This window comes from Pantoea sp. BL1 (genome assembly GCF_000963985.1).
GTDB classification, from domain to species: Bacteria; Pseudomonadota; Gammaproteobacteria; order Enterobacterales; family Enterobacteriaceae; genus Pantoea; species Pantoea rwandensis_B.
On record NZ_JZRH01000007.1, the window covers coordinates 1 to 20,871 of the forward strand.

17 protein-coding genes and 2 pseudogenes are annotated in these 20,871 nt (G+C 51.2%); 15 read left to right on the top strand and 4 right to left on the bottom strand.

The window, feature by feature from the left end; translation table 11 throughout:
- Positions 1 to 754 precede the first annotated feature (754 nt).
- From VH86_RS26055 to VH86_RS04640, 9 genes and pseudogenes are all read left to right on the top strand, one after another.
- Positions 755 to 2,326, top strand: a pseudogene (locus VH86_RS26055) (FAD-dependent oxidoreductase).
- 363 nt (positions 2,327 to 2,689) lie between these two features.
- A complete protein-coding gene (locus VH86_RS04605; RefSeq protein WP_045832074.1) occupies positions 2,690 to 3,427 on the top strand; it encodes a DeoR/GlpR family DNA-binding transcription regulator in 738 nt (245 codons plus the stop codon).
- 22 nt (positions 3,428 to 3,449) lie between these two features.
- Complete coding sequence (locus VH86_RS04610; protein ID WP_045832075.1) at positions 3,450 to 4,526, top strand: oxidoreductase; 1,077 nt, start codon at positions 3,450 to 3,452, stop codon at positions 4,524 to 4,526.
- A 334-nt stretch (positions 4,527 to 4,860) separates the two neighbouring features.
- Entirely contained in the window at positions 4,861 to 5,064 is a 204-nt protein-coding gene (locus VH86_RS04615; RefSeq protein WP_045832076.1) for a type II toxin-antitoxin system VapB family antitoxin, read from the top strand.
- A complete protein-coding gene (locus VH86_RS04620; protein WP_045832077.1) occupies positions 5,064 to 5,441 on the top strand; it encodes a type II toxin-antitoxin system VapC family toxin in 378 nt (125 codons plus the stop codon). The genes VH86_RS04615 and VH86_RS04620 overlap by 1 nt, the downstream gene beginning before the upstream one ends.
- 190 nt (positions 5,442 to 5,631) lie before the next feature.
- The gene (locus VH86_RS04625; protein WP_255352460.1) at positions 5,632 to 5,844 is read left to right on the top strand and encodes an Lrp/AsnC ligand binding domain-containing protein; all 213 of its coding nucleotides are present in this window, start codon (positions 5,632 to 5,634) and stop codon (positions 5,842 to 5,844) included.
- 798 nt (positions 5,845 to 6,642) lie between these two features.
- A complete protein-coding gene (gene fhuE, locus VH86_RS04630; protein WP_052696544.1) occupies positions 6,643 to 8,853 on the top strand; it encodes a ferric-rhodotorulic acid/ferric-coprogen receptor FhuE in 2,211 nt (736 codons plus the stop codon).
- Between the two features lie 185 nt (positions 8,854 to 9,038).
- The gene (locus VH86_RS04635) at positions 9,039 to 9,626 is read left to right on the top strand and encodes a pyridoxamine 5'-phosphate oxidase family protein (protein ID WP_231647133.1); all 588 of its coding nucleotides are present in this window, start codon (positions 9,039 to 9,041) and stop codon (positions 9,624 to 9,626) included.
- 262 nt (positions 9,627 to 9,888) lie between these two features.
- Positions 9,889 to 11,340 carry a sugar porter family MFS transporter gene (locus VH86_RS04640; RefSeq protein WP_045832078.1) on the top strand — a complete coding sequence of 484 codons (1,452 nt, stop codon included), beginning with the start codon at positions 9,889 to 9,891 and terminating at the stop codon, positions 11,338 to 11,340.
- Positions 11,341 to 11,357: 17 nt separating this feature from the next.
- Here the strand turns inward: VH86_RS04640 and VH86_RS26265 are convergent, their stop codons facing one another.
- Positions 11,358 to 11,543, bottom strand: a complete 186-nt coding sequence (locus tag VH86_RS26265; protein WP_072050577.1) for a DUF2256 domain-containing protein — start codon at positions 11,541 to 11,543, stop codon at positions 11,358 to 11,360.
- Between the two features lie 133 nt (positions 11,544 to 11,676).
- Between VH86_RS26265 and VH86_RS04645 the strand changes: the two genes are divergently transcribed.
- Positions 11,677 to 12,768 carry an NADH:flavin oxidoreductase/NADH oxidase gene (locus VH86_RS04645; RefSeq protein WP_045832079.1) on the top strand — a complete coding sequence of 364 codons (1,092 nt, stop codon included), beginning with the start codon at positions 11,677 to 11,679 and terminating at the stop codon, positions 12,766 to 12,768.
- Positions 12,769 to 12,787: 19 nt separating this feature from the next.
- On the opposite strand, the gene VH86_RS04650 is transcribed toward VH86_RS04645, so the two are convergent.
- A complete protein-coding gene (locus VH86_RS04650) occupies positions 12,788 to 14,320 on the bottom strand; it encodes a PLP-dependent aminotransferase family protein (protein WP_045832080.1) in 1,533 nt (510 codons plus the stop codon).
- Positions 14,321 to 14,356: 36 nt separating this feature from the next.
- On the opposite strand from VH86_RS04650, the gene VH86_RS04655 reads away from it, so the two are divergent.
- The 3 genes from VH86_RS04655 (at position 14,357) to VH86_RS04665 (ending at position 15,802) form a co-directional block, all read left to right on the top strand.
- A complete protein-coding gene (locus VH86_RS04655) occupies positions 14,357 to 15,127 on the top strand; it encodes an arylamine N-acetyltransferase (protein WP_045832081.1) in 771 nt (256 codons plus the stop codon).
- Between the two features lie 91 nt (positions 15,128 to 15,218).
- A complete protein-coding gene (locus tag VH86_RS04660) occupies positions 15,219 to 15,497 on the top strand; it encodes a type II toxin-antitoxin system RelE/ParE family toxin (RefSeq protein WP_045832082.1) in 279 nt (92 codons plus the stop codon).
- Positions 15,497 to 15,802: a HigA family addiction module antitoxin gene (locus VH86_RS04665; RefSeq protein ID WP_045832083.1), complete on the top strand. Its 306-nt coding sequence runs from the start codon at positions 15,497 to 15,499 to the stop codon at positions 15,800 to 15,802. The genes VH86_RS04660 and VH86_RS04665 overlap by 1 nt, the downstream gene beginning before the upstream one ends.
- 165 nt (positions 15,803 to 15,967) lie before the next feature.
- On the opposite strand, the gene VH86_RS04670 is transcribed toward VH86_RS04665, so the two are convergent.
- Positions 15,968 to 17,083, bottom strand: a complete 1,116-nt coding sequence (locus VH86_RS04670; RefSeq protein WP_045832084.1) for a metallophosphoesterase — start codon at positions 17,081 to 17,083, stop codon at positions 15,968 to 15,970.
- Positions 17,084 to 17,340: 257 nt separating this feature from the next.
- Here VH86_RS04670 and VH86_RS04675 point away from each other — a divergent pair, with 257 nt between their 5' ends.
- Together VH86_RS04675 and VH86_RS26325 are read left to right on the top strand one after the other, a co-directional pair.
- Positions 17,341 to 18,870 carry a Fic family protein gene (locus tag VH86_RS04675; RefSeq protein ID WP_045832085.1) on the top strand — a complete coding sequence of 510 codons (1,530 nt, stop codon included), beginning with the start codon at positions 17,341 to 17,343 and terminating at the stop codon, positions 18,868 to 18,870.
- Between the two features lie 902 nt (positions 18,871 to 19,772).
- A pseudogene (locus tag VH86_RS26325) lies at positions 19,773 to 20,288 on the top strand (OprD family outer membrane porin); the annotation flags it as partial.
- Positions 20,289 to 20,493: 205 nt separating this feature from the next.
- On the opposite strand, the gene VH86_RS24935 reads toward VH86_RS26325, so the two are convergent.
- Positions 20,494 to 20,733 (bottom strand): cupin domain-containing protein, encoded by a 240-nt coding sequence (locus tag VH86_RS24935; RefSeq protein ID WP_072050578.1) that lies wholly within the window; start codon positions 20,731 to 20,733, stop codon positions 20,494 to 20,496.
- Positions 20,734 to 20,871 lie beyond the last annotated feature (138 nt).

A 20,871-nucleotide genomic window follows, 5' to 3' on the forward strand; every position in this document is an offset into this window, starting at 1 on the left:
CATCCAGCATCCAGCATCCAATGCAATCCAAACAACTCAACCTATCCGGCCAATCCAATATTGCTGGCACCAAAAGCATTTCATTTATCAGATGCGATCATTCCATCTCTATAACCAACAAAAGTGATTAATCACACCTTAGAGATGATTTAGACAAGACGGAATCCAGGATAAGGCTTGTATGCTGTTTTTGGCAATGACGCATTAGTGCACGTCAAACTAGAACGATAACGAAATGCCGATTATCGCTTAGGTGGATATTCACTCTTGTAGAAAATTGCCCAACAAGCAGTTGCGAAGAAATAAACAATTCAAAAAATACGGCACGATGAATGCATCGACATACCTTACCAGGATTCAAAACGTAGAGTCCAAACAACCCAATAGCTATCATCGCCGTCTCTTCATCTTCACCAAAAAAACATGGTGATTTTCAGCCTGAAAATTTCTGAAATTTTCTTCTAATACACTACCTTATAGCATTTTCAGGTCGGTGAGAAATCTATCTGAAAACGTGACAATGTCATTTCACGCTTTAGACATTAGCATCCATGATCGCAAGCCCGGAAGGGGAGGGTACTCATCTACTGCCTGTAAGAATGCTTTATTCTGAGTATTAGAAAGACGGTGAGCTAAAGCACGTCCGGCGCTATCAAGTGCAATTATACTTTGCATTAAGATGTGCGAATCAAACTAACCTCAGGCGTTTACCATGGCGTTGCATGTATTACTCGCGCCACAGTCGGATACTCCTATGAACCATATCGACGTTCTCATCGTTGGAGCAGGGCCCACCGGTTTGGTGCTGGCACTCTGGCTCACCCGTCAAGGTGTGTCGGTTCGAATCATCGACAAGAGTCAAGGACCAGGTGAAACATCACGAGCAATGGCTATTCAGGCTCGCACGCTTGAGCTTTATCGTCAGCTGGATATCGCTGAAGAGGTTATAGCAGCAGGCTATAAAATGCCGGCGATGAATATGTGGGCGAGGGGAGAACCGAAGGCGCGTATTCCCCTGCAGAATGCGGGTAAAAGTATTTCCCCCTATCCGTTTGTGCTTGTATTGCCCCAGGACATACATGAAAAACTTCTGATCGCACGCTTAAATACTGCTGGTGTTGACGTCGAAAGGCAAACAGAATTCATGTCGTTCAGGGAAGAGGGCGATAACGTCGTTGCTACGATCAGGACACCAACAGGGCAAACCGAAATCTGCACTGCCACCTACCTTGCAGGCTGTGATGGAGCGCATTCTTCAGTGCGCCATCAAATGGGTAGCGACTTCGAGGGTGGCACTTATAACCACCTCTTCTACGTTGCCGATGTGCTGGCCAGTGGAGTGACACCCGCGAATGAGGGACATATCGCTTTCGACAAGTCAGATTTTGTTTTAGTTATGCCTTATGGACCAGAACATCAATAACGTTTGATCGGCACTGTCGAGAGTGAAGAAGGAGATAGGCAGCAACACGCTTTTGACGATGTCAGCCAACGGGCCATCAGTGGACTAGGGCTCAGCATCCAACAGGTTAACTGGTTTTCTACTTACCGTGTTCATCACCGGGTGACCAATCATTTCCGTGATGGCCGCGCATTTCTGCTGGGTGATGCAGCACACGTCCATAGCCCGGCAGGAGGGCAGGGGATGAATACGGGCATTGCCGATGCGATAAACCTGGCGTGGAAATTGGCTGCGGTGATTAAATATCGGGCCCCTGAAACCTTACTGGACAGCTATGAAACGGAGCGCAAAGCCTTCGCTCACAAACTGGTGAAAACCACAGATCGGGTATTCACCTTTGTCACTGTCGCTGGTGGATTCGCCGATTACGTGCGTACGCACATTGCACCAGCGATCGCCAGTCAAGCCTATCAATATGGTCGCGTACGCGAATACCTTTTCCGGATAATCTCGCAAACGACGATGAGCTATTTGGACAGCCCCCTAAGTGAGGGAAAAGCGGGAGAGATCAGTGCGGGCGATCGCCTGCCGTATGTCGCCGGGGCTGAGACTGACAATTATGCATCACTGAGAAAGATAGCCTGGCAAATACACATCTACGGCAGAGCAACTGAAGACGTCAGGAACTGGTGTGATCGTCATAGTATGGATTGGCAGGTTTTTCCCTGGCAGGAAGCATTTGAGAAAAGAGGATTCAAAAAAGACACGGCTTACTTAATTCGGCCAGACGGCTATATCGGTCTGGTGGTCGCTGAAAGACACGCAGAGCGTCTCTCAACTTATGTCAGTCGTCTTGGACTACAGCGAGCCCTGTTATTGAAACATTGGGAGTTATCACACATTAACAAGCAAACCAACTCCTGACAGAAAAAACGCCATGCCACTGCATGACAAGGCGCAGGTATGACTGTGGCTGATTCTCCCACTGCTCATGATTTAACAAAATCCGCTCGTGCCTTGGCCTTCTCGAACTCATAAGCATTAAGAGCCACTTAGACTCGACTGAGCTTAATATAGATCGCGCAACGTGACTATCTTCCTTAACTGCTTAACTGCTTAACTGCTTAACTGCTTAACTGCTTAACTGCTTAACTGCTTAACTGCTTAACTGAATAGGCAGCGGACATTGCTGAGACGTGTTTTCACGCTCTATCAAAACAATATTATTCGTTTTATTTTTGCTGTATTCTGCTGCATATTGCAATATTTTGCGGCTTTGAGGTTGGCATGCATAAAACAGCCAGACAAAAATTATTGATGGAACTGCTTCTTGAGCAAGGGCAGGTGGGAATTGGGCAGCTCGTAGAGCAGCTGCAGGTTTCTGCGGACACCGTGCGTCGCGATTTGGTCGATCTGGAAAAACAAGGACTGGCGCAAAAAAACCATGGGGGAGCCGTGGCGCTGGATCTGTCTGCGATGAATCGCCACCAGCGCAGCGCACTAATTCCCGACGTCAAAATCGAACTTGGCAGGCGTGTAGCGGAAAAAATACCTGCGGGCGCCACACTATTTCTGGATGCGGGCAGTACGGTGCTGGCGGTTGCCACTCAGCTAAAAGGCCCTGTAACGGTTATTACCACATCCCTGGATATCGCCCATCACCTCAGCGACAAACCCGAAGTCGAACTCATTCTTTTGGGCGGCAAATGGGACAAGCAACAACGGCTGTTTTCCGGCAGAGCCACACTATCTCTGCTTGAAAAGTATCGTGCCGACATCGCCATTCTGGGGGCTTGTGCGCTGCATGCCCGCTTTGGACTGAGTGCCAGCCAGGAGGGTGATGCTGAAGTGAAGCGTGCCATGCTGGCAGCCAGCAGCGAACACTGGGTGGTGGCCGATCATATGAAGCTCAACCGCTGTGAACCCTATCTGGTCGCACCGTTGACCGATATCCATCAACTCTTCCTTGACGCACCCTGGAACGAGTTTGACGTTAGCGGTTCAACGCAGGTCAGCATCACATAATCTTAATGGCAAGGAGACAGAGATGAGTATTGAGAAAGAAATTAATGTTGCACTGATCGGCTACGGATTTGTCGGCAAAACATTTCATGCCCCTTTAATTCAATCCGTTTCTGGTTTGAAACTTCATGTTGTTTCATCCGGCAGTGAGGAGAAGGTTAAAAAGGATCTGCCTGATGTCATCGTGCTCGACTCCCCGGAAGCGGCCATCCAGCATGCAGATATTGATTTGGTGGTCATCGCCTCGCCCAATGCGACTCATGCGCCTTTGGCTAAAATGGCGCTGAACGCCGGCAAGCATGTGGTGGTGGATAAACCTTTCACGCTGGACCTGCAAGAGGCCAGAGAACTGGCGGCACTGGCCAGCGAGAAGAAATTACTGCTTTCAGTATTTCAAAACCGCCGCTGGGATACCGACTACCTGGGGGTCAAGAAGGTCATCGATTCTGGCGTGATTGGTCAGGTTAAACATTTTGAGTCTCACATCGATCGCTTCCGTCCAGAGGTGCGCGATCGCTGGAGAGAGCACGATATTCCTGGCAGCGGTTTATGGTTCGACATTGGCCCTCATGTGATCGATCAGGCTCTGCAACTGTTTGGGCTGCCTGAAACCATTGCTGGTGACATCGCCGTCCTGCGTCATGGCGGCAAAAGCAATGACTGGGCGCACGTCACACTGAGCTACCCGGAGCATAAAGTGATCCTGCATGCCAGCATGCTCGCCGCGGGTGGCGTGTCACGGTTTACCGTTCACGGGGATAAAGGCAGCGTGGTCAAACCTAAAGCCGACCAGCAGGAAGCGCAACTGATTGCTGGGATCGAACCGGGTTCCGCGACCTGGGGCGAAGATCAGGATGATTTGATGGTATTTGACAGCAATCTGCAGGTCACGTCAGTCAAAACGCCCAAAGGCGACCAGCGTCAGTACTACATTCAGGTGCGCGATGCGCTGGCAGGCAAGCAGGCTAATCCTGTTTCTCCCGCTCAGGCCATTGCAGTCATGGCGGTGCTTGAAGCCGCGGTGCGCTCATCGGAGACCGGCTCGGTGCAGAAACTTGCGCTGAGTGAAGCTGAGATTGGAACGTTTTATCAACTGAGTTAACCGGGCTGCGTTTTCTGGACAAGCTTTTATACGCTGGCACAAGTCTGCCAGCGGTTTAGCGTGTCTGGCAAGCCTGTCATGCATGGAATTAATCGTGCCGCAATGGAATCTCACATCTCCGATAGCAGCGCGATTGATGTCCTGATCGTCTTCGCAAGATTTCAACCAGGACAATGAAGGGTGAAATTTGGTGAAATGTATGCGCTTAGCTACGAACATCATTGCCGTCGATGTTGCTCGCTTTTTACCTGAGTCATCATCGCGGTGAGAAATTGAGCTGATTCATATTTTGATGCATGATGACATCAGTTTGTGAATCATATGAGGTGGCAAGATGCGTACTACAGTGACGATTGATGATGTGCTGTATGCTCAGGCTCTGGATATGGCTGATCCAGATATGGACAAGGCTGATATTTTCCGTGAAGCGATGAAAACGTTTGTTCGGGTACAAGCGGCAAAGCGCCTTGCTTCATTGGGTGGCACCGCGCCTGAAATGGAAAGCATTCCCCGCCGTCGCGAGGAACCGTCTGCATAATGTCCATTCTGGTTAATACATCTGTCTGGGTAGATCATTTCAAAAACAGAAATGAAGAGTTAGTGCGGTTACTGAGCGGGGACCTGGTATTGATTCATCCAATGGTGATTGGAGAACTTGCCTGCGGCACTCCGCCAGCGCCCCGCGTGCGCACACTCCGTGACCTGAATCTGTTACCGCAATGCCACCAAGCCAGCATGAGTGAGGTGATGGCATTTATTGAAAATAAAATGCTGTACGAACACGGGTGTGGCCTGGTGGATCTCACCTTGCTTGCATCTGCTCTCATTACCCCCGGAGCAACGCTCTGGACGCTCGATAAACGGCTCGTCAAGTTAGCCAATCATCTTAATGTAGGTTATCAGCCTGTTCACTAACCTTAACTTCATCGTTAAGTTATCCCGCCACACAATCATAGCAAGATGAACCCGCTCTCATAGTCGCTGATAGCATCATATTCAATACCAATCAGACGCGTTCCGATATCCGCCGCTGCCAGTTAGGGTTATTCAATGTCACAGTGGTTGACTGCTCCCCGGCCAAAGGGCGAGGAGCAGTCACCAAGAGATTGTGGATTGCTACAACGTCAGTGGCGGTTACGATTACCTGCTCAAGATTATCGCGCCCACCATATCGATGTTTCAGGATCTAATGGAGCGCCTGTTGGAGGACGATATCGGCATTGAAAAATTTGCCAGCGGTATCGTTCTCCGCCAGCCTTGTCCGCAACGCGGTGAATCGCTGAACGTGATTGCCCATGGCGTTACGAGCTGGAAGTAGGAATCGTCACCTTCGCTATATCTTCATTTCCCAACCCAGCACTGAGGATGGGCAGCGTTGCTTTCCCTGCAATAAGCATCGTGCGCAGAAACTGAAAAAACTATTTCAGGTCAGTGTAGGTTCCTGCCTCTAAACCCCGAGGTCATCAATCCATGTTTTATGTTGTTACATATCATATCGTTATGATTTCACTTCGAGAGGGTTTAATTGGGTCAGTTTTGCGGTTATTTAACAATCATGAGACTGTCGTTGGGAACCTGAATTGAATCAGGGAATGAATCATTAGTGTGATTAAGTCAAATAAACGCCTTCCGGCCTGTATTGTCCATTTAACATGCGGGAATATAGATTAATGCGAAAGCGAAAATAAATTCGTTATTAATTATTTCATCGAGCCACGCTCAATAACTGTCTGTTGGAAGGTTGCTACGATATTTCAACATTTGAGACAGCAAAGAAATTGAATAAGTTTAAACGCTAAGACCAATTTATTTTTACTATGTCCGTAAGGGATTATCACCTGAAGTAATAAGTTTAGCGTAAGTTCTGTTTATTTTCCGTCATTACCGTAAATAACTTGCTCAGTGAATCATAATAATTATAATTCTCATTCGCCTTCTTGGGCGGGTGGGGAATCTGTTGCTGTGCGTCTCTTTCACGCGAAAGCGCTCCCTGCTGTAGTCGGATCTGAAAATAGGTTTTACAGGGAATTCTGTCTCAAATCCTGACGGAGTTGGGCGTTTGCGCATCTGAACACCCACTAGTCATCTCATTAATAACAAATTTCAAAGGATGATAATGTCTCGTTCTTCACGCCAGGCCAGGTTAATAAAGGCGAATAATAACGCCAGTGGCATCCAAACGTTGCCTGTACTCTCACTGCTGGCATTGGTTATCGCCACCGCACTCCACAGCCCGAACGTTTCCGCTGCTGAAACCAACACTCAGGAGCAAACGCTGGAAGTTACGGCGGCAGCTGGTAGCACCAATAACAGCCAGGACACGGACTACAACGTCCCTGTTACGCGTGCAGCGACGAAATTAGCGCTGACCGCGCGCGACACGCCGCAATCGATTTCTGTCATCAGCAAACAGCGTATGCAGGATCAGAAGCTGGAGACGTTAACTGACGTCTTAACCAACACCACGGGCGTCAGCCAGTTCAACTCCGGTGCCAACCGCAGCAACTTCTACTCACGCGGGTTCATGATCGATAACTACCAAATCGATGGTGTGCCAGCACTGATTGATAGTGCCTGGAATCTGGGTGACACCCTGTCAGATACCGCCGTGTATGACCGCGTTGAAGTGGTGCGCGGCGCGACAGGCCTGATGACAGGGGCGGGTAGCCCGGCGGCATCCGTGAATATGGTGCACAAGCAGGCAGACAGTAAAACGTTTCAGGGTAATCTCTCAGCCAGCTATGGCAGCTGGGACACCCAGCGCTACGTAGCCGATTTATCGGGTCCGCTGACCGAATCAAGAAACGTGCGGGGTCGCGTGGTGGCGGGCTATCAGGATGGCGACAGCTGGCTGGATCACTACCATACGCAGAAGAAATTCCTGTATGGCACCGTCGCGGCCGATCTCACCGATTCCACGACACTGACACTGGGTTACGATTACCAGGAAACCAACATACAAGGTGCGACCTGGGGTGGCTTACCGACGTTCTACCTCGACGGCAGCAAAACCAATTACTCCCGCAGCACCAACATCGCGCCAGATTGGGCCTATAACAACAGTGATTCCAAAAAGGTGTTCGCCAGCCTGAAGCAGACATTTAAGAACGGCTGGGAGCTCAACCTGAGCGGCTCGCACACTGAAGCGACCATGGAAAGTAAGCTGCTGTATATCGATGGTTACTTTGATAAATCGACTGGTATCGGTATTGGCCCTTATGAAGGCTATGATTTGTTAGGCGGCACCGGCTATAACACCGCGAAACGCAAAGAAGATACCGCAGACGCTTATGTCACGGGGCCGTATGAGCTCTTTGGTCGTCAGCATGAATTAATGGCGGGTGTCACTTATATTCGTCAGCACGACCGCTACGTCAGCGCTTCCACCAGCTTTACCTCGGCAGACGTGGGCGACTTTAACGACTGGGGCAACTATCCAGAACCGGATTGGGACGATCAGGCACTGTCTCAGGATAATGTGATCCGTCAGAAATCCGCGTATTTAGCCACGCGCATTTCACTGGCCGATCCACTGCATCTGATCCTTGGCGCCCGTTACACGCAATACAACGCCAAAACGCTGACGCAGAATACGGAGAAGAACAACATCACGCCGTATGCGGGCCTGGTGTATGACATCAACGACACCTATTCCGCGTACGCCAGCTACACCTCGATTTTCAAACCGCAGACTTATCGTAACGCGCAGGGTGCTTATCTCACACCTGTCACCGGCAAAAGCTATGAAACCGGGATCAAGGGTGACTGGATGAACAGCCGTGTCACCGCGTCGCTGGCGGTGTTCCGCATCGAACAGGATCACCTGGGCGCGACGGATTATGCGCTGGTTTCGGGCAGCAACGATTACGCCTATTACGAGCAGAACGGTACGGTGAGCAAAGGCGTTGAATTTGAGATCAACGGCGCAGTGACCGACAACCTGCAAATGACCTTTGGTGCAACACGTTACGTGGCGAAAGATGGCGATAATGCCGCGCTGAACTCAACGCAGCCTCGTACCTCACTGAAATTGTTCACCAGCTATCGTCTGCCGATGCTGCAGGATCTGACCGTGGGTGGCGGCGTGAACTGGCAGACGCACACCTGGGATAACGTGGCAGGTCCTGGCGGGACTTCAACGCTGTATGCAGAACAAGGCAGCTATGCGCTGGTGGATCTGTTCGGTCGCTATCAGGTCACCAAACAGCTCTCTGTGCAGGCTAACCTGAACAACTTGTTCGACAAAACCTACAACATTGATGTCGGCAGAAACACCGTGTACGGCGAACCGCGTAACGTATCCATCTCGGCGAATTACCGATTCTGATTCGGCTGAATTCTCCACGGAGAAAGGCCCTGGCATAATCTGCTGTCTGAACCCTTCGTACCTTGTGTGCGGAGGGTTCAGCGTCTTCAGTGTTTCCGCCTTTTTTAGCTATTCCCGCAATACCTCAATGAAAGCGCACGAGTCCCTATACTTAACGTTATTCTTTACATGAGAGGGGGTGACTTTTGACAGCAGAACCTGAAAATATTGATGCCATGGCCTGGCAGGAACTCAACGCTGCAGCAAACGATCCCCACGCTGGGTTTCGTTATCTGAATGTCTGCACCATCGATAGTGAACTTAAACCGCAGGCCCGCATGATGGTGTTAAGGCGCACTGACAGTTCCCAACGACTTCTGGAATTTCACACCGATATCCGCAGTGCAAAATGGCAGGAATTAGCCATTAACCCCACCGCAACGATTTTGGGTTTTTGCTCACAAACGCGCTTGCAGTTACGTTTGCAGGGGCATTTTAAACAATATGAACCAGCAAGCGCTCTCGCCGAGCAAACGTGGCTAGGGCTGTCAGTCTGGACGCGTAGGAGTTATACCGGCGGGCCGCCCGGAGATGCATTGCTGTCTCAGCGCGAACCTGTTCGCCATGCTCAAGATGAGGAGGGCGGGGAAGACGGTCAGCGCCATTTTGGTGTGCTGGTTTTTCAGGCGGCGTCACTGGATTGGTTTCAGTTACAGCGAAATGACAACCGCAGGGCACGTTTGAATTATTCCCCATCGGGAAGTCTGACATCCTTCCAATGGATTAACCCCTGAGGGTTGCTGCGCCTGTTCTAAGCCAGTGCCCTAATCACCTTCGCAGTTCCTCTGTCGCGCATACATCGCTTTTCGTGTGATGTGCACGCCGTCAATGGTCACGCTTGTATGAGGATTTGAAATAAGACGGTGAACCTGTCGGCAAAAAGACACCGGCTTAATGAATTACCGTGATTTAGATCTCATTTTTCAAATCCTGACTATACTCATACCTTTCTTTACACGGGCTTTGGCCGTGTTTTTGCAACCCATGGAAGCTTAAATGCAAAACCCTTCCCAGCCACCGTCTGATGACGGCGGATCTCTGAATTTCACTGTTAAGCAACGTCTGTTTTTTGTGGTGTTAGTGGCAACCATGGGCGCTCTGGCGTTCGGCTACGACACCGGCATCATTTCGGGTGCGCTGCCCTATATGACTCTACCTATCTCGCAGGGTGGGCTGAATCTCACGCCTTTTACCGAAGGGCTGGTCACTTCCGCGCTCACGTTCGGTTCAGCCATCGGAGCCTTCGTTAGCGGCTATGTCTCTGACCGCTTTGGCCGCAGAATTACGCTGCGCAGCCTTGCGGTGGTGTTTGTGGCGGGTGCATTGGGCACGACCATCGCCCCTAATCTAGAAATCATGGTGGTGATGCGCTTTATCCTCGGATTTGCGGTGGGGGGAGGATCCTCAACGGTTCCGGTGTTCATCGCTGAGATTGCGGGTCCGAAACGTCGTGCGCCTCTGGTCAGTCGTAACGAGTTGATGATTGTTTCAGGGCAGTTGCTGGCTTATATCGTCAGTGCGGCTATGAGCCTGCTGCTGCATGACCCGAGTATGTGGCGCTATATGCTGTCTCTGGCGATGATTCCCGGCATTTTGCTGTTTATTGGCACCTTCTTTGTCCCGGCCTCACCGCATTGGATGGTGGCCGAAGGGCGCGTCAATGAGGCGCTGCGTATCCTGCGTAAATTGCGAGAGAACCCGCGCGAAATTAAAAAAGAGATGGCGGAGATGCGGCAGAACGCGCGCGAAGCCCGCCAGGGGCCGCCCGCACGCGAACTGCTGAAAGAAAAATGGATAGTGCGACTGCTGCTCTTGGGCTGCGGCATGGGGATCGTTGCACAATTCACCGGTGTGAACGCCTTTATGTATTACACGCCTATCATTCTCAAAAGCACCGGTCTGGGAACCAGTGCGTCGATCGCCGCCACGATTGGCAACGGTGTGGTGTCGGTGCTGGCAACTTTTGCCGGTATCAAAGCCATCAGCCATTTCGGTCGCCGTCCTATGCTGATGACTGGGCTATCGGTGGTGATCGCCATGCAGCTGGCGCTGGGCGTAGTGCTGGTGCTGTTGCCGCACAGCTTGACGCAGAGCCTGCTGGCGTTAGCTTGCATCCTGGTGTTTCTGTTCTTTATGCAGATGTGTATCTCGCCAGTGTACTGGTTGCTGATGTCTGAATTGTTCCCGATGAAAGTTCGCGGAGTATTAACGGGTTCAGCCGTGGCTTTTCAGTGGGTATGTAACGCCCTCGTCGCCCTGGCTTTCCCGCCATTGCTGTCGCTGGTGGGGAATAATGCCTTCTTCATTTTTGCCGCCATCAACGTGGCCTCGTTGGTGTTTGTCGCGGTGATGTTGCCGGAAACTCGCGGTAAATCGCTGGAGGAGATTGAAGCCCATATGCGTGAACATTTTGGCGAAAGTCCTAATGAAACTGCGCCAACAGCGTAGCGCCTGAAATCCAGCTATCACTCGCTGCTGTCCGTGTGGCTTTTCGCCGCACGGCGGCAGCGCTCCGAGCAGTACTGCACCTCCTCCCAGCAATTCTCCCATTTTTTTCGCCAGGTCATGGGTTTGTGACACTGTTTGCAATAGCGGACGGGCAGGTTTTGTTTGTTTCCTTTGAATGTTTTCGTCGTCAATGGATTTTCCATTATTAAGACTGCCGTTAACATGCGGATCTATACATTGTTTACGCTAACGGCATTGTTTACCAACAAAATGAGTTAAACGGTATAACCTTGAGTAATCAGCGAATCGCTGCTCTACCAACGATAAGGAATCGAGATGAGTCAACTATTTAGTGCCGTAAATATCGGAGAGCTTGAGCTGGAGAACCGCATTGTGATTGCCCCGATGTGTCAATACTCCGCCGATGCGGGATGCGCCAGCAGCTGGCACCGCATCCATTTAGGCTCACTGGCGCTGTCTGGTGCAGGATTGCTGATTCTGGAAGCCACCGCCGTAGAAGTGATAGGTCGTATCTCACCGGGAGATTTAGGGCTGTGGGATGACAAGACAGAAGCCGCATTACACAGTGTGCTTTCTGACATTCGCGCCTGGTCACCCATCCGTCTGGGAATCCAACTGGGCCACGCAGGGCGTAAAGCCTCATGCCGTGCGCCATGGCAGGGAGGGCATCAACTGCTGGAGAGTGAAGGTGGCTGGCAAACCGTTGCTCCTTCAGCGCTGGGCTTTGCAGAGCAGGATGCCGCTCCAACGGCACTGGATGAAGCGGGGCTGACACGCATCAAACAAGCATTTGTAGATAGCGCGAAGCGTGCGGTGCGTCTGGGTATTGAGCTGATTGAGATCCATGCTGCACACGGTTACCTGCTGCATCAGTTCCTGTCACCGCTGAGCAATCAACGTCAGGACCAATACGGTGGTTCGCTGGAGAATCGTTTACGTTTCCCACTCGAGGTCTTTGCGGCGGTACGTGCTGCCGTGCCTGCTTCGATTCCGGTTGGTGTGCGTCTCTCTGCCAGCGATTGGGTCGAGGGTGGCTGGGACGTTGAGCAATCCATTGTGTTTAGTCAGAAGCTGGAAGCGCAGGGCTGTGATTATGTGCATGTGTCGAGCGGTGGACTATCACCACAGCAAACCATCACTGTGGGGCCGGGATATCAGTTGCCGTTCGCACGCGATATCCGCCAGCAGGTGAAGATTCCGGTTATCGGCGTGGGCTTGATTACCGATCCGCAACAGGCTGAATCGGTGGTGGAGCAGGGTGACGCCGATCTGGTCGCGTTGGCTCGAGCAGTCCTTTATAACCCACACTGGCCATGGCAGGCTGCTGCCGCGCTGAATGCGCAGGTCAAAGCCCCGTCACAGTATTTGCGTTCTGAACCGCATGGTGTGAAGGGGACGCTGGTTTAATTTGAACTCTACCGATGGCTCAACATTCTGAGCCATCAATTATCTCGAACCCCGCTGGGCGCGATGAAGTCGTGAGCTCGTGACAAATCGTGCCAATCTGGTCCACGGCATTGAGCAACTGAGTCGTTGGTTCATTCGCACAATTCAAACGCAAAAAGTTCTCTAACTCTGCCGCAGGTGAAAATAATGGTCCAGGGCTCACCCCGATGCCCAGCGCCAGCGCGCGACGATGCACTTCCAGCGCATCAACCGCTGGTGGGAGTTCAACCCACAGTAAAAAGCCCGCTTCTGGCGCAGTGACGCGCGTACCCTTCGGGAAGCTCGCTTCAACTTGTGCGATGACGGTGCGCACGCCATCCGCAACCCGCACTTTCAAGCGCCGCAGATGCCGGTCGTAGTCCCCACTGGCCAGGACGTCGCTGGTGGCGGCTTCGAGTAATGGCGCGCCCGCCCAGTCGCCTGCCATGCGCGCCTGTAATACCTGGGTGTGGTAGCGCCCGGCAGCTATCCAGCCGATTCGCCAGCCGGGCGCGAGGGTTTTGGACAATGAACTGCAATAAATCACATTGCCGCTCTGATCAAAGGCCTTGCAGGCAGGTGGCCGCTGTCCCTCGCCGGCCAGATCGCCATACACATCACCCTCAATTAACGGGATGCCCGCCTGTTCAAGCAATGCGACCAGTTCCTGCTTGCGCGCGACTGACATACTGGCGCCAAGCGGGTTTTGCACGGTAGGAGAAGCCAGCACGGCAGCGGGCCGATGCTGCTTAATGGCGTCAGCGAGCGGTGCCAGCAACAAGCCTTCTTTCGGATCGGTAGGGATTTGCAATGCCTTCAAGCCCAAATCCTCCAGCAGCAGGAGCGTGCCGAAGTAGGCTGGCTGCTCAATGGCAACGGCATCGCCAGGCTGGCACACGGCACGCAGTGCCAGACGAAGCGCCTGGGTCGCGCCAGCGGTGATCACCAGGTCATCGGCGCCAAAGCATGCTCCCCACTGTGCCGCGCGTGCGGCGATCTTATTGCGCAGATCGGCCCTGCCCGGTGGCAGGCTGTAACTTTGGCCATGGGCATCCAGACGACGGCTTGCCGATTGCAGCGCTCGCTGCAGTGTATCCGTCGGCAGCCAGTGGGGATCGGGCAGCGCTGCGCCGAGCGGTATCAAACGGGTTTCCGCACTGCTGAACAATGAACGCGCGACAGCTGCTAAGGTCACGGGCACGGGCCCCGACAGAGCACACGCAGGCAGCATCTCCTGTGAGATGTCTCTCTGGCAGACGAAGTAACCCGAGCGTGGACGCGCAACAATCAAGCCTTCTGCTTCCAGACAACGCAGCGCTTCCAGCGCCGTTGGCAGGCTAACCTGCTCACGATCAGCCAGTCTGCGTGCGGAGATCATGCGATCGCCGGGTCGCAGTGCACCGGAGGCAAGGGTGTGTCGCAGACTTTCAGCAATGCGGCGGTAATGCGGGGACGATAATCGCAGGACGGACATGTCGATCTGTACAGTCTGATTTTTGATGAATCTGACTATACAGACGATGTCGGGTGCCATCTATAGTGTCGAACATGAACCAGACAAGGAGGCACTATGCATTGCGATAACTTCGATCTTTCCCGCTATTTCCGCCGTATCAATTACAACGGCCCTGCGACCGCTCATTCCGACACGCTGCATGCCATCATGCGCCATCAACTGTTCTCTGTGCCTTTTGAGAATCTCGATGTGCAGGCAGGGAAAATCGTCTCGCTGGTGCCCGAAGACATTTGCGAAAAAATTCTGTACCAGGGGCGAGGCGGCTACTGCTATGAAGTCAACGGGCTGTTCGCCATGGCGCTGGAAGCGTTGGGCATCGGTTATCGTTTTGTGGCAGCAAGACCGATGTTCTATCCGGTGCGCCGTCCGAAAACCCATATGGCGCTGGTGGCTGAAGTTGATGGACGTGAGTGGTTGTGCGATCTCGGCTTTGGCAGCTACGGCATTCGTGCACCGATTGCGTTAGATGAGCTTGATAGCGACATTAAGCAGGATTTTGACACCTTCAAACTCACTCGTGATGCGCAAGGCGAGTATCTGTTGCAGGCGAAGGTGGAGGGGGAGTGGTGCAATCAATACGGCTTTGATTTGTCACCTCAGGAGTGGATCGATTTTGCCCCGGCGAATTACCTCAATTCTACGCATCCTGATGCGATCTTTGTGCAGAAACTGCTTATCGTGCAGCATCGCCCCGAGGGACGGCTGATCCTGCTGGGCGATATGTTGAAAACGGTCACAGCGCATGGCGTGGAAAAACAGCAGTTAGCGGAAGGGGAAATTGGTGCCGTGCTGCAAAGCCGCTTTGGGTTGGCCAGCCGCGTATAGGCAAGTAGAAGCGACAACCTTTATGCGGGGTGTTGCATGCTGTGGAACATGTGCTATGATGTTCCACATCAAGCAACAGTGAGATACAAGGATGATTAAAACCTGGCTACATAAGGGGCTTGAAGAGTTTTTCACTACCGGCTCGACACGAAAAATCAACGCTGCTCATGAGAAACGTTTACGTACACGACTTCGAGTGATTGATCTGGCGGAGAACATTGAGGATATGAACCTCAGCGGTTACAGGTTGCATCCTCTCAAAGGTGACAGACAAGGTATCTGGTCAATCACGGTGACGGGGAATTGGCGTATTACTTTTGAATTTAAAGATGGTGACGCTTACATTCTTAATTATGAGGATTATCACTGATGACTATGCATAATCCCCCCCACGCGGGTGAAATCATTTCCGATATCATGGAAGACCTCGATATTGGAGTGCGTGAGCTGGCACGTGCTTTGGCGATTGCCCCTTCTACAGCATCACGAATGGTTTCTGGAGTGACAGCAATTACACCTGAGATGGCCATTAAATTGTCGGCGGTCATTGGTAGTACACCAGCAATGTGGCTTCGCATTCAGGCGGCATATGACCTGGATAGAGCAGCAAGAACGGTTGATGTTTCGGTACTGAATACCCGCTATAAGCCTACCCCCCTCTGCGGCACCAAATAAGCATTTTGAAAATGCTTGTGGTGACAGCGCAGAGTATTGGCCATATCGATAACATGACTCGTCCAGTAGAGCCATAAGTCCTGTACATCACACTTATGGCGCTTCATGTTCTTCATGATGCTGGCTATTCGTTCTGTATCGAATAGCCCGCTAATCCCTTCTCCATTACTCTTTTCGCTGCAGCGTCATTCGCGTGAGTTCTGAAGGTCGTCCCAATCGTATCGCCATTCCCGGCCAGAGCGCGGTGCCGTTATTGACATAGAGTTGCATGCCATCCACATCATAAAGCCCTGAAACAAAGCCCGCGTTGGGTTTCACAAACAACCGATCAAATCCGACGATCAGTCCGCCATGCGTATGACCGGAGAGCTGCAAATCGACTTTATGCGTGGCGTTCTGACGCGCATTACGCGGTTGATGATCCATCAATATCACCGGGGCATTAGCGGGAACACCTGCCAGCGCCTGCTCGAGATCGGGGCCAATAGCCTCTCTGCGGGAAGCTGAGACATCGGGCAGACCGGCAATCACTAGCTCTGCGTCTCCGCGCTTAATGATTGTGTGGCTATTGAGCAACGGCTGTAGCCCCAACGTCGCGAGGTGTTCGGTCCAGCGCTGCTGCTCAAAGAAATATTCATGATTACCGGTGATGGCATAAACACCGTCTGGCGCATGCAAACCCCTTAGTGGCGCTACGTCATTTCTGCGATTTTCCAGGGTGCCATCAATGACATCGCCCGTCACCAGAATCAGGTCAGCATCCAGCGTCATCGCCTTTTTCACCATGGCGGTGGTCCATGCGGCGTTGAAGAGTTTGGTGATGTGCAAATCAGTGAGCTGAAGCAATTGATATCCTTCAAACTCCTTCGGCAGGTTGTCGATGTAAATCGTCACCTCTTTCACCGGCGGTACACGAATGGCCTGATGCACGCCCACGGTGGACAACACCATGGCAAAAAGCGCAGCCAGATAGCGCACGCCGGGCGTAATCACCAGCGGGTGTCGGATCAACAGTGAAATCACTGTCACAACGTCAATCAGGAACTGGGTGAAGGCAAGGAGCAAAACCGTTCCGAATGCCCAGTTAAACAGGATAATCACCGTGCGTGGCATTTCAGGGGAAAAGATGCCACCCGGCGTAAATCGGCTGATCAACAAGTATTGTGAAGCCAGTAACACCACCAGAGATAAGATGATCTTTAACACTAATGGCATGGCTAATGGAAAAACGAAACGTGCGATCACATACCAACTCGGTATGCTGAAAATCAGATGAAACATCACTCTCTTCCCTGGTTTTTAAACGCTGAATGTGCGCGAAAATCAAACTTTTCATTGGAAGTGATGACTATAGCAAAAGTTTGTTTAGAGCCAGCCCTGCTATTCTTCCTGCCTGAGGATTATCGTTTTCATCGGAAATTGAGGTTTTATTAGCATATTTAGTCAGGTGTTATCGAGGTTGCATCGCGAAATTATTATTTTCGCGCTATAGTGCGTATAAATTATCGTTTTCAATTGCATGTTAAAGGATTCAGCTGATGCTGGTGGGATTTAAGGCGCTCTGCAAGCGCTATCACATTGAACTGGTTCAGCCACTGCGGGTGGAATCATCTATTAGCACGGTTCGTGCCACGCATGAGAACCAGGGACGCATCGAGAAGCGCTATCCTACCAGCTATCAGCCTGATGATAGCTTCTCAGGCCATTTTGCTTTCGGCCTCAAATATGAAGAGATCCATCTGGAGTTTTTTGCCCGCCTTTTCGCTGCCATCGGCCCTGAACCGATTGAAAGCTGGTGCCTGCGAGAACCCTTTGGCCAGTACGCACGTCGCACCGGATTTCTCTATGAGTGGCTGACGGGTAATAGGCTCACTAACGTGCCTGATGTGGCCAACGGCGGCTATGTTGCGGCGATCTCCGCGAAGGACTATCTGACGCGAACTGCAGCAATCAAGAATAAACGCTGGCGTATCAACGATAACTTACCCGGCTCGCCTGACTTTTGTCCTGTGATGCGCCGCACGCCTGAGGTTGAGAATGCCATTGCCTTTGATGTCACGGCAGCACTGCATGAACTGGATGATACCTTTGGCGCAGACATTCTGCTGCGAACCGCCAGCTGGCTGACCTTCAAGGAATCCCGGGCCAGCTTTTTGATTGAGAAAGAGGCAGAACAGGCCGATCGTATTCAGCGTTTCGCGCATGTGATCGCGCAATATTGCGGCCAAATCGACGATCCACTCAGTGACGAAAGCCTGCATATTCTGCAAAAAGGGATTCTAGGCCATGATGCCCTCGGTTTAGGGCTGCGACGCTCGCCGGTGTTTGTCGGACAGGCCACGATGCGCGAGGACATCGTGCATTACGTGGCGCCACAATTTGAAGACCTGCCGCAGTTTATGCGTGGATTACAAGAATTTGAGCTCGCCACGCGTGGCGCCGAGCCCCTGGCAAGAGCGGGCGTGATTGCTTTCGGCTTTGTCTATATTCATCCGATGCGCGACGGGAATGGTCGTATTCACCGCTTCCTGATTAATGACGTATTGATACGCGACGGCGCCATCCCTGAGGGCGTTATTCTGCCGGTCTCGGCCAGTATCACCAGCTCACTGGATTTCCGCGTGGGCTATGACCGCACACTTGAAGTGTTTTCAAAACGCCTGATGCGCCGCTACGCGACCTCCTGCCATTTCGGTGAGATCGTGATGTATGACGATGGTACACCGAGCAACTTCTCTTTCTCTGATTATGATGATGCCCGTTTCGCCTGGCGCTATCCGGATTTAACCTCGCACGTGCTGTACACCGCTAAAGTGATTGAGCACACCGTACGCGTGGAAATGGCCGATGAAGCCAGAGTGTTGACGATTTTCCAGCAGGCGCAGGAGAGACTGAAAGAAGTGCTGGAGATGCCGGATCAGGATGCAAATCGCATTATTCGGTCATTGAAGGAAAATGGCTGGCAGGTGTCGGGGAAGCTGAGGAAGGAGTATCCACAGTTGGAGGATGCTGCAAGGGCGGAAAAGATTGTGGTGGCGGTTAAGTCGGCGTTTGAGGAGGGGAGTTAAGGGATAGCTTCTGTGAAGTATGATAGGGAGAATTAGCTGTTGGGGAGAGATATTTATATTGAGGTCAATGCCGATAGTTAATTTCTGTGAGTAAATAACATTTCACAAAGTGTTACGGAAGGCATTAATAAATGACTTTTCCATGAACGTTAATCATTAAATTCGAGGCAGTGATGCGAAGGTGCATGTGGCTCAATAATGTCCCTTGTATACATTATGAGAGTGAAATTATAGGATGATTCCCTATCGCCATTAATCAAATAGAGATTAAAGTTAATAAGGGTAATCAACGGGAGGATATATGGACGATTGAATCATTTTTAGCGAGGGCCAGCAACCCTTTATTAAAAAAGTATCCCGCAGCAGCACTCATATTGAAACTTATAATCCTGTGACAGGAAGTTTCAATAAGTTCAGGTTTCATGCTGTTTTAAAGGGAAGAAGGACACGTAATCCCCAGCGATTTCTCTATGCAGGGAAAGGGAAAACAGGCCCCTATGAAGAGTGGGATGTCTGGCAGCATATTCATCATTTAACTCCATCGCCTGTATCCATTTCCTGAAGTGGATATGACTTAGCAGGGGGTGTTAGGTTGAATTTAAGGAATGTCATCAGTGTTAATGACTAAATCTCACCATGCAGTAGACTGCTTTTTTGGATTAAAAACACCTCAAGGCATGTGTTGATCGATTTTAATTTTAAGTTAATCATTATCCCACCCTGGCAAGATAGAGCCGATTTAACAACCGCCCCCTGACGACTAACCTGATAAATAGCATTCTACCGACGTTGTAATCTGGTACTGGATGCCGATTTTTATTGATCGTGTTCGAGGACGTAACCTAAGTCATTATCAGCTATTGAAAGCCACGGATAAATAGAGTGTATTCAGCTCTGGCTTCAATTATGCCGGTGGCAGTTACACGCAAGTAAAACAGCTAGAACTTAGTGGCTACTTTACGCAGCTTAGTGATTTCCACCAGCAGAATTATGTCGGTATGACCAAGACGTTGTCGTCGGGCCCGGGAAAACTGAAAGCAGATTTGCGCTGTTTCAACAGCCGGAGTAATGGCAATGAGTACGGCGGAAGTGTTGATAACAACGCATACGGCAGCATTGCATCTTAGTCAGCGTGGGGCAGCACGTTTGGTGTGGGTTATCAGCAGCTAACGGGGCCGAGTGGCTAGCCTTACCTCGATTCGGGTCAGTCGGTTGATGGCGTATCAACTGTAACATCCGGCAGCGCAAATTAGCTTGTGAGCGAGTCGCCGTTATCTAAATTTAAAACTGCACATGAGCGAGCGCTGGTCCTACGTTCCACTGCAAAACTGTACACGCTGGGTTTTCCTGGAATCAGTTTTAATAGCAGCTATGTTTCGGGTAGTCATGAGCTCGTATCCAGCGCCAGTGGCAATTAGAATGAATGGGTTCGCGAACTGGGGCTAAGTTATCAACTGTCTGAGAGCGTGGCAAAAGGTGTCACCCTGGCTGGAAGAACGTGACCTATCTTATCAATATTACCGGCACGCGTAGGCAGGATCAGGACATGCTGGTCGTTAACTGGAAATTTAGGATTATGTATAAGCGCTGATGAAATTAAAGTGGTGCATCCGGTTGATCGTATTAGCCCGCCGGATTACTCCGCGTATTTTTAACTTTCGTTTTGCATCCATCTCTCTGCGCTTTGACCGCAGGATTAACGTGCTCATCCAGTCGAAACCACAAGTGACCTTTTCGGATCGAGATGAATTTCATGCCTTCAAACCCAGGATACCGCATAGACCAGTGAGACCCTGCAGACTGTCCTGTGGTGACAGAACTTTGGGCAGCGAGTAGTTGAAGAACATCAGATAAGGGATCCATAATTTTCTCACAAAATAATTCGCGGCTTTGCGTTAGTAAAAGGCTAATGACTTTGGATGAGAGTGGCAAGCTTGCGGTTGGCGCAACTGAGCTTGGTCAAATTGGCGGCTGTTTTCTGTGTAAAATAAATATCAGTTA

Bases quoted from the DNA above. Each gene is read 5' to 3' on its own strand.
- VH86_RS04605 (WP_045832074.1), top strand. From the start codon at position 2,690: ATGCATAAAACAGCCAGACAAAAATTATTGATGGAACTGCTTCTTGAG.
- VH86_RS04610 (WP_045832075.1), top strand. From the start codon at position 3,450: ATGAGTATTGAGAAAGAAATTAATGTTGCACTGATCGGCTACGGATTT.
- VH86_RS04615 (WP_045832076.1), top strand. From the start codon at position 4,861: ATGCGTACTACAGTGACGATTGATGATGTGCTGTATGCTCAGGCTCTG.
- VH86_RS04620 (WP_045832077.1), top strand. From the start codon at position 5,064: ATGTCCATTCTGGTTAATACATCTGTCTGGGTAGATCATTTCAAAAAC.
- fhuE (WP_052696544.1), top strand. From the start codon at position 6,643: ATGTCTCGTTCTTCACGCCAGGCCAGGTTAATAAAGGCGAATAATAAC.
- VH86_RS04640 (WP_045832078.1), top strand. From the start codon at position 9,889: ATGCAAAACCCTTCCCAGCCACCGTCTGATGACGGCGGATCTCTGAAT.
- VH86_RS26265 (WP_072050577.1), bottom strand. From the start codon at position 11,543: ATGGAAAATCCATTGACGACGAAAACATTCAAAGGAAACAAACAAAAC.
- VH86_RS04645 (WP_045832079.1), top strand. From the start codon at position 11,677: ATGAGTCAACTATTTAGTGCCGTAAATATCGGAGAGCTTGAGCTGGAG.
- VH86_RS04650 (WP_045832080.1), bottom strand. From the start codon at position 14,320: ATGGCACCCGACATCGTCTGTATAGTCAGATTCATCAAAAATCAGACT.
- VH86_RS04655 (WP_045832081.1), top strand. From the start codon at position 14,357: ATGCATTGCGATAACTTCGATCTTTCCCGCTATTTCCGCCGTATCAAT.
- VH86_RS04660 (WP_045832082.1), top strand. From the start codon at position 15,219: ATGATTAAAACCTGGCTACATAAGGGGCTTGAAGAGTTTTTCACTACC.
- VH86_RS04665 (WP_045832083.1), top strand. From the start codon at position 15,497: ATGACTATGCATAATCCCCCCCACGCGGGTGAAATCATTTCCGATATC.
- VH86_RS04670 (WP_045832084.1), bottom strand. From the start codon at position 17,083: ATGTTTCATCTGATTTTCAGCATACCGAGTTGGTATGTGATCGCACGT.
- VH86_RS04675 (WP_045832085.1), top strand. From the start codon at position 17,341: ATGCTGGTGGGATTTAAGGCGCTCTGCAAGCGCTATCACATTGAACTG.
- VH86_RS24935 (WP_072050578.1), bottom strand. From the start codon at position 20,733: ATGGATCCCTTATCTGATGTTCTTCAACTACTCGCTGCCCAAAGTTCT.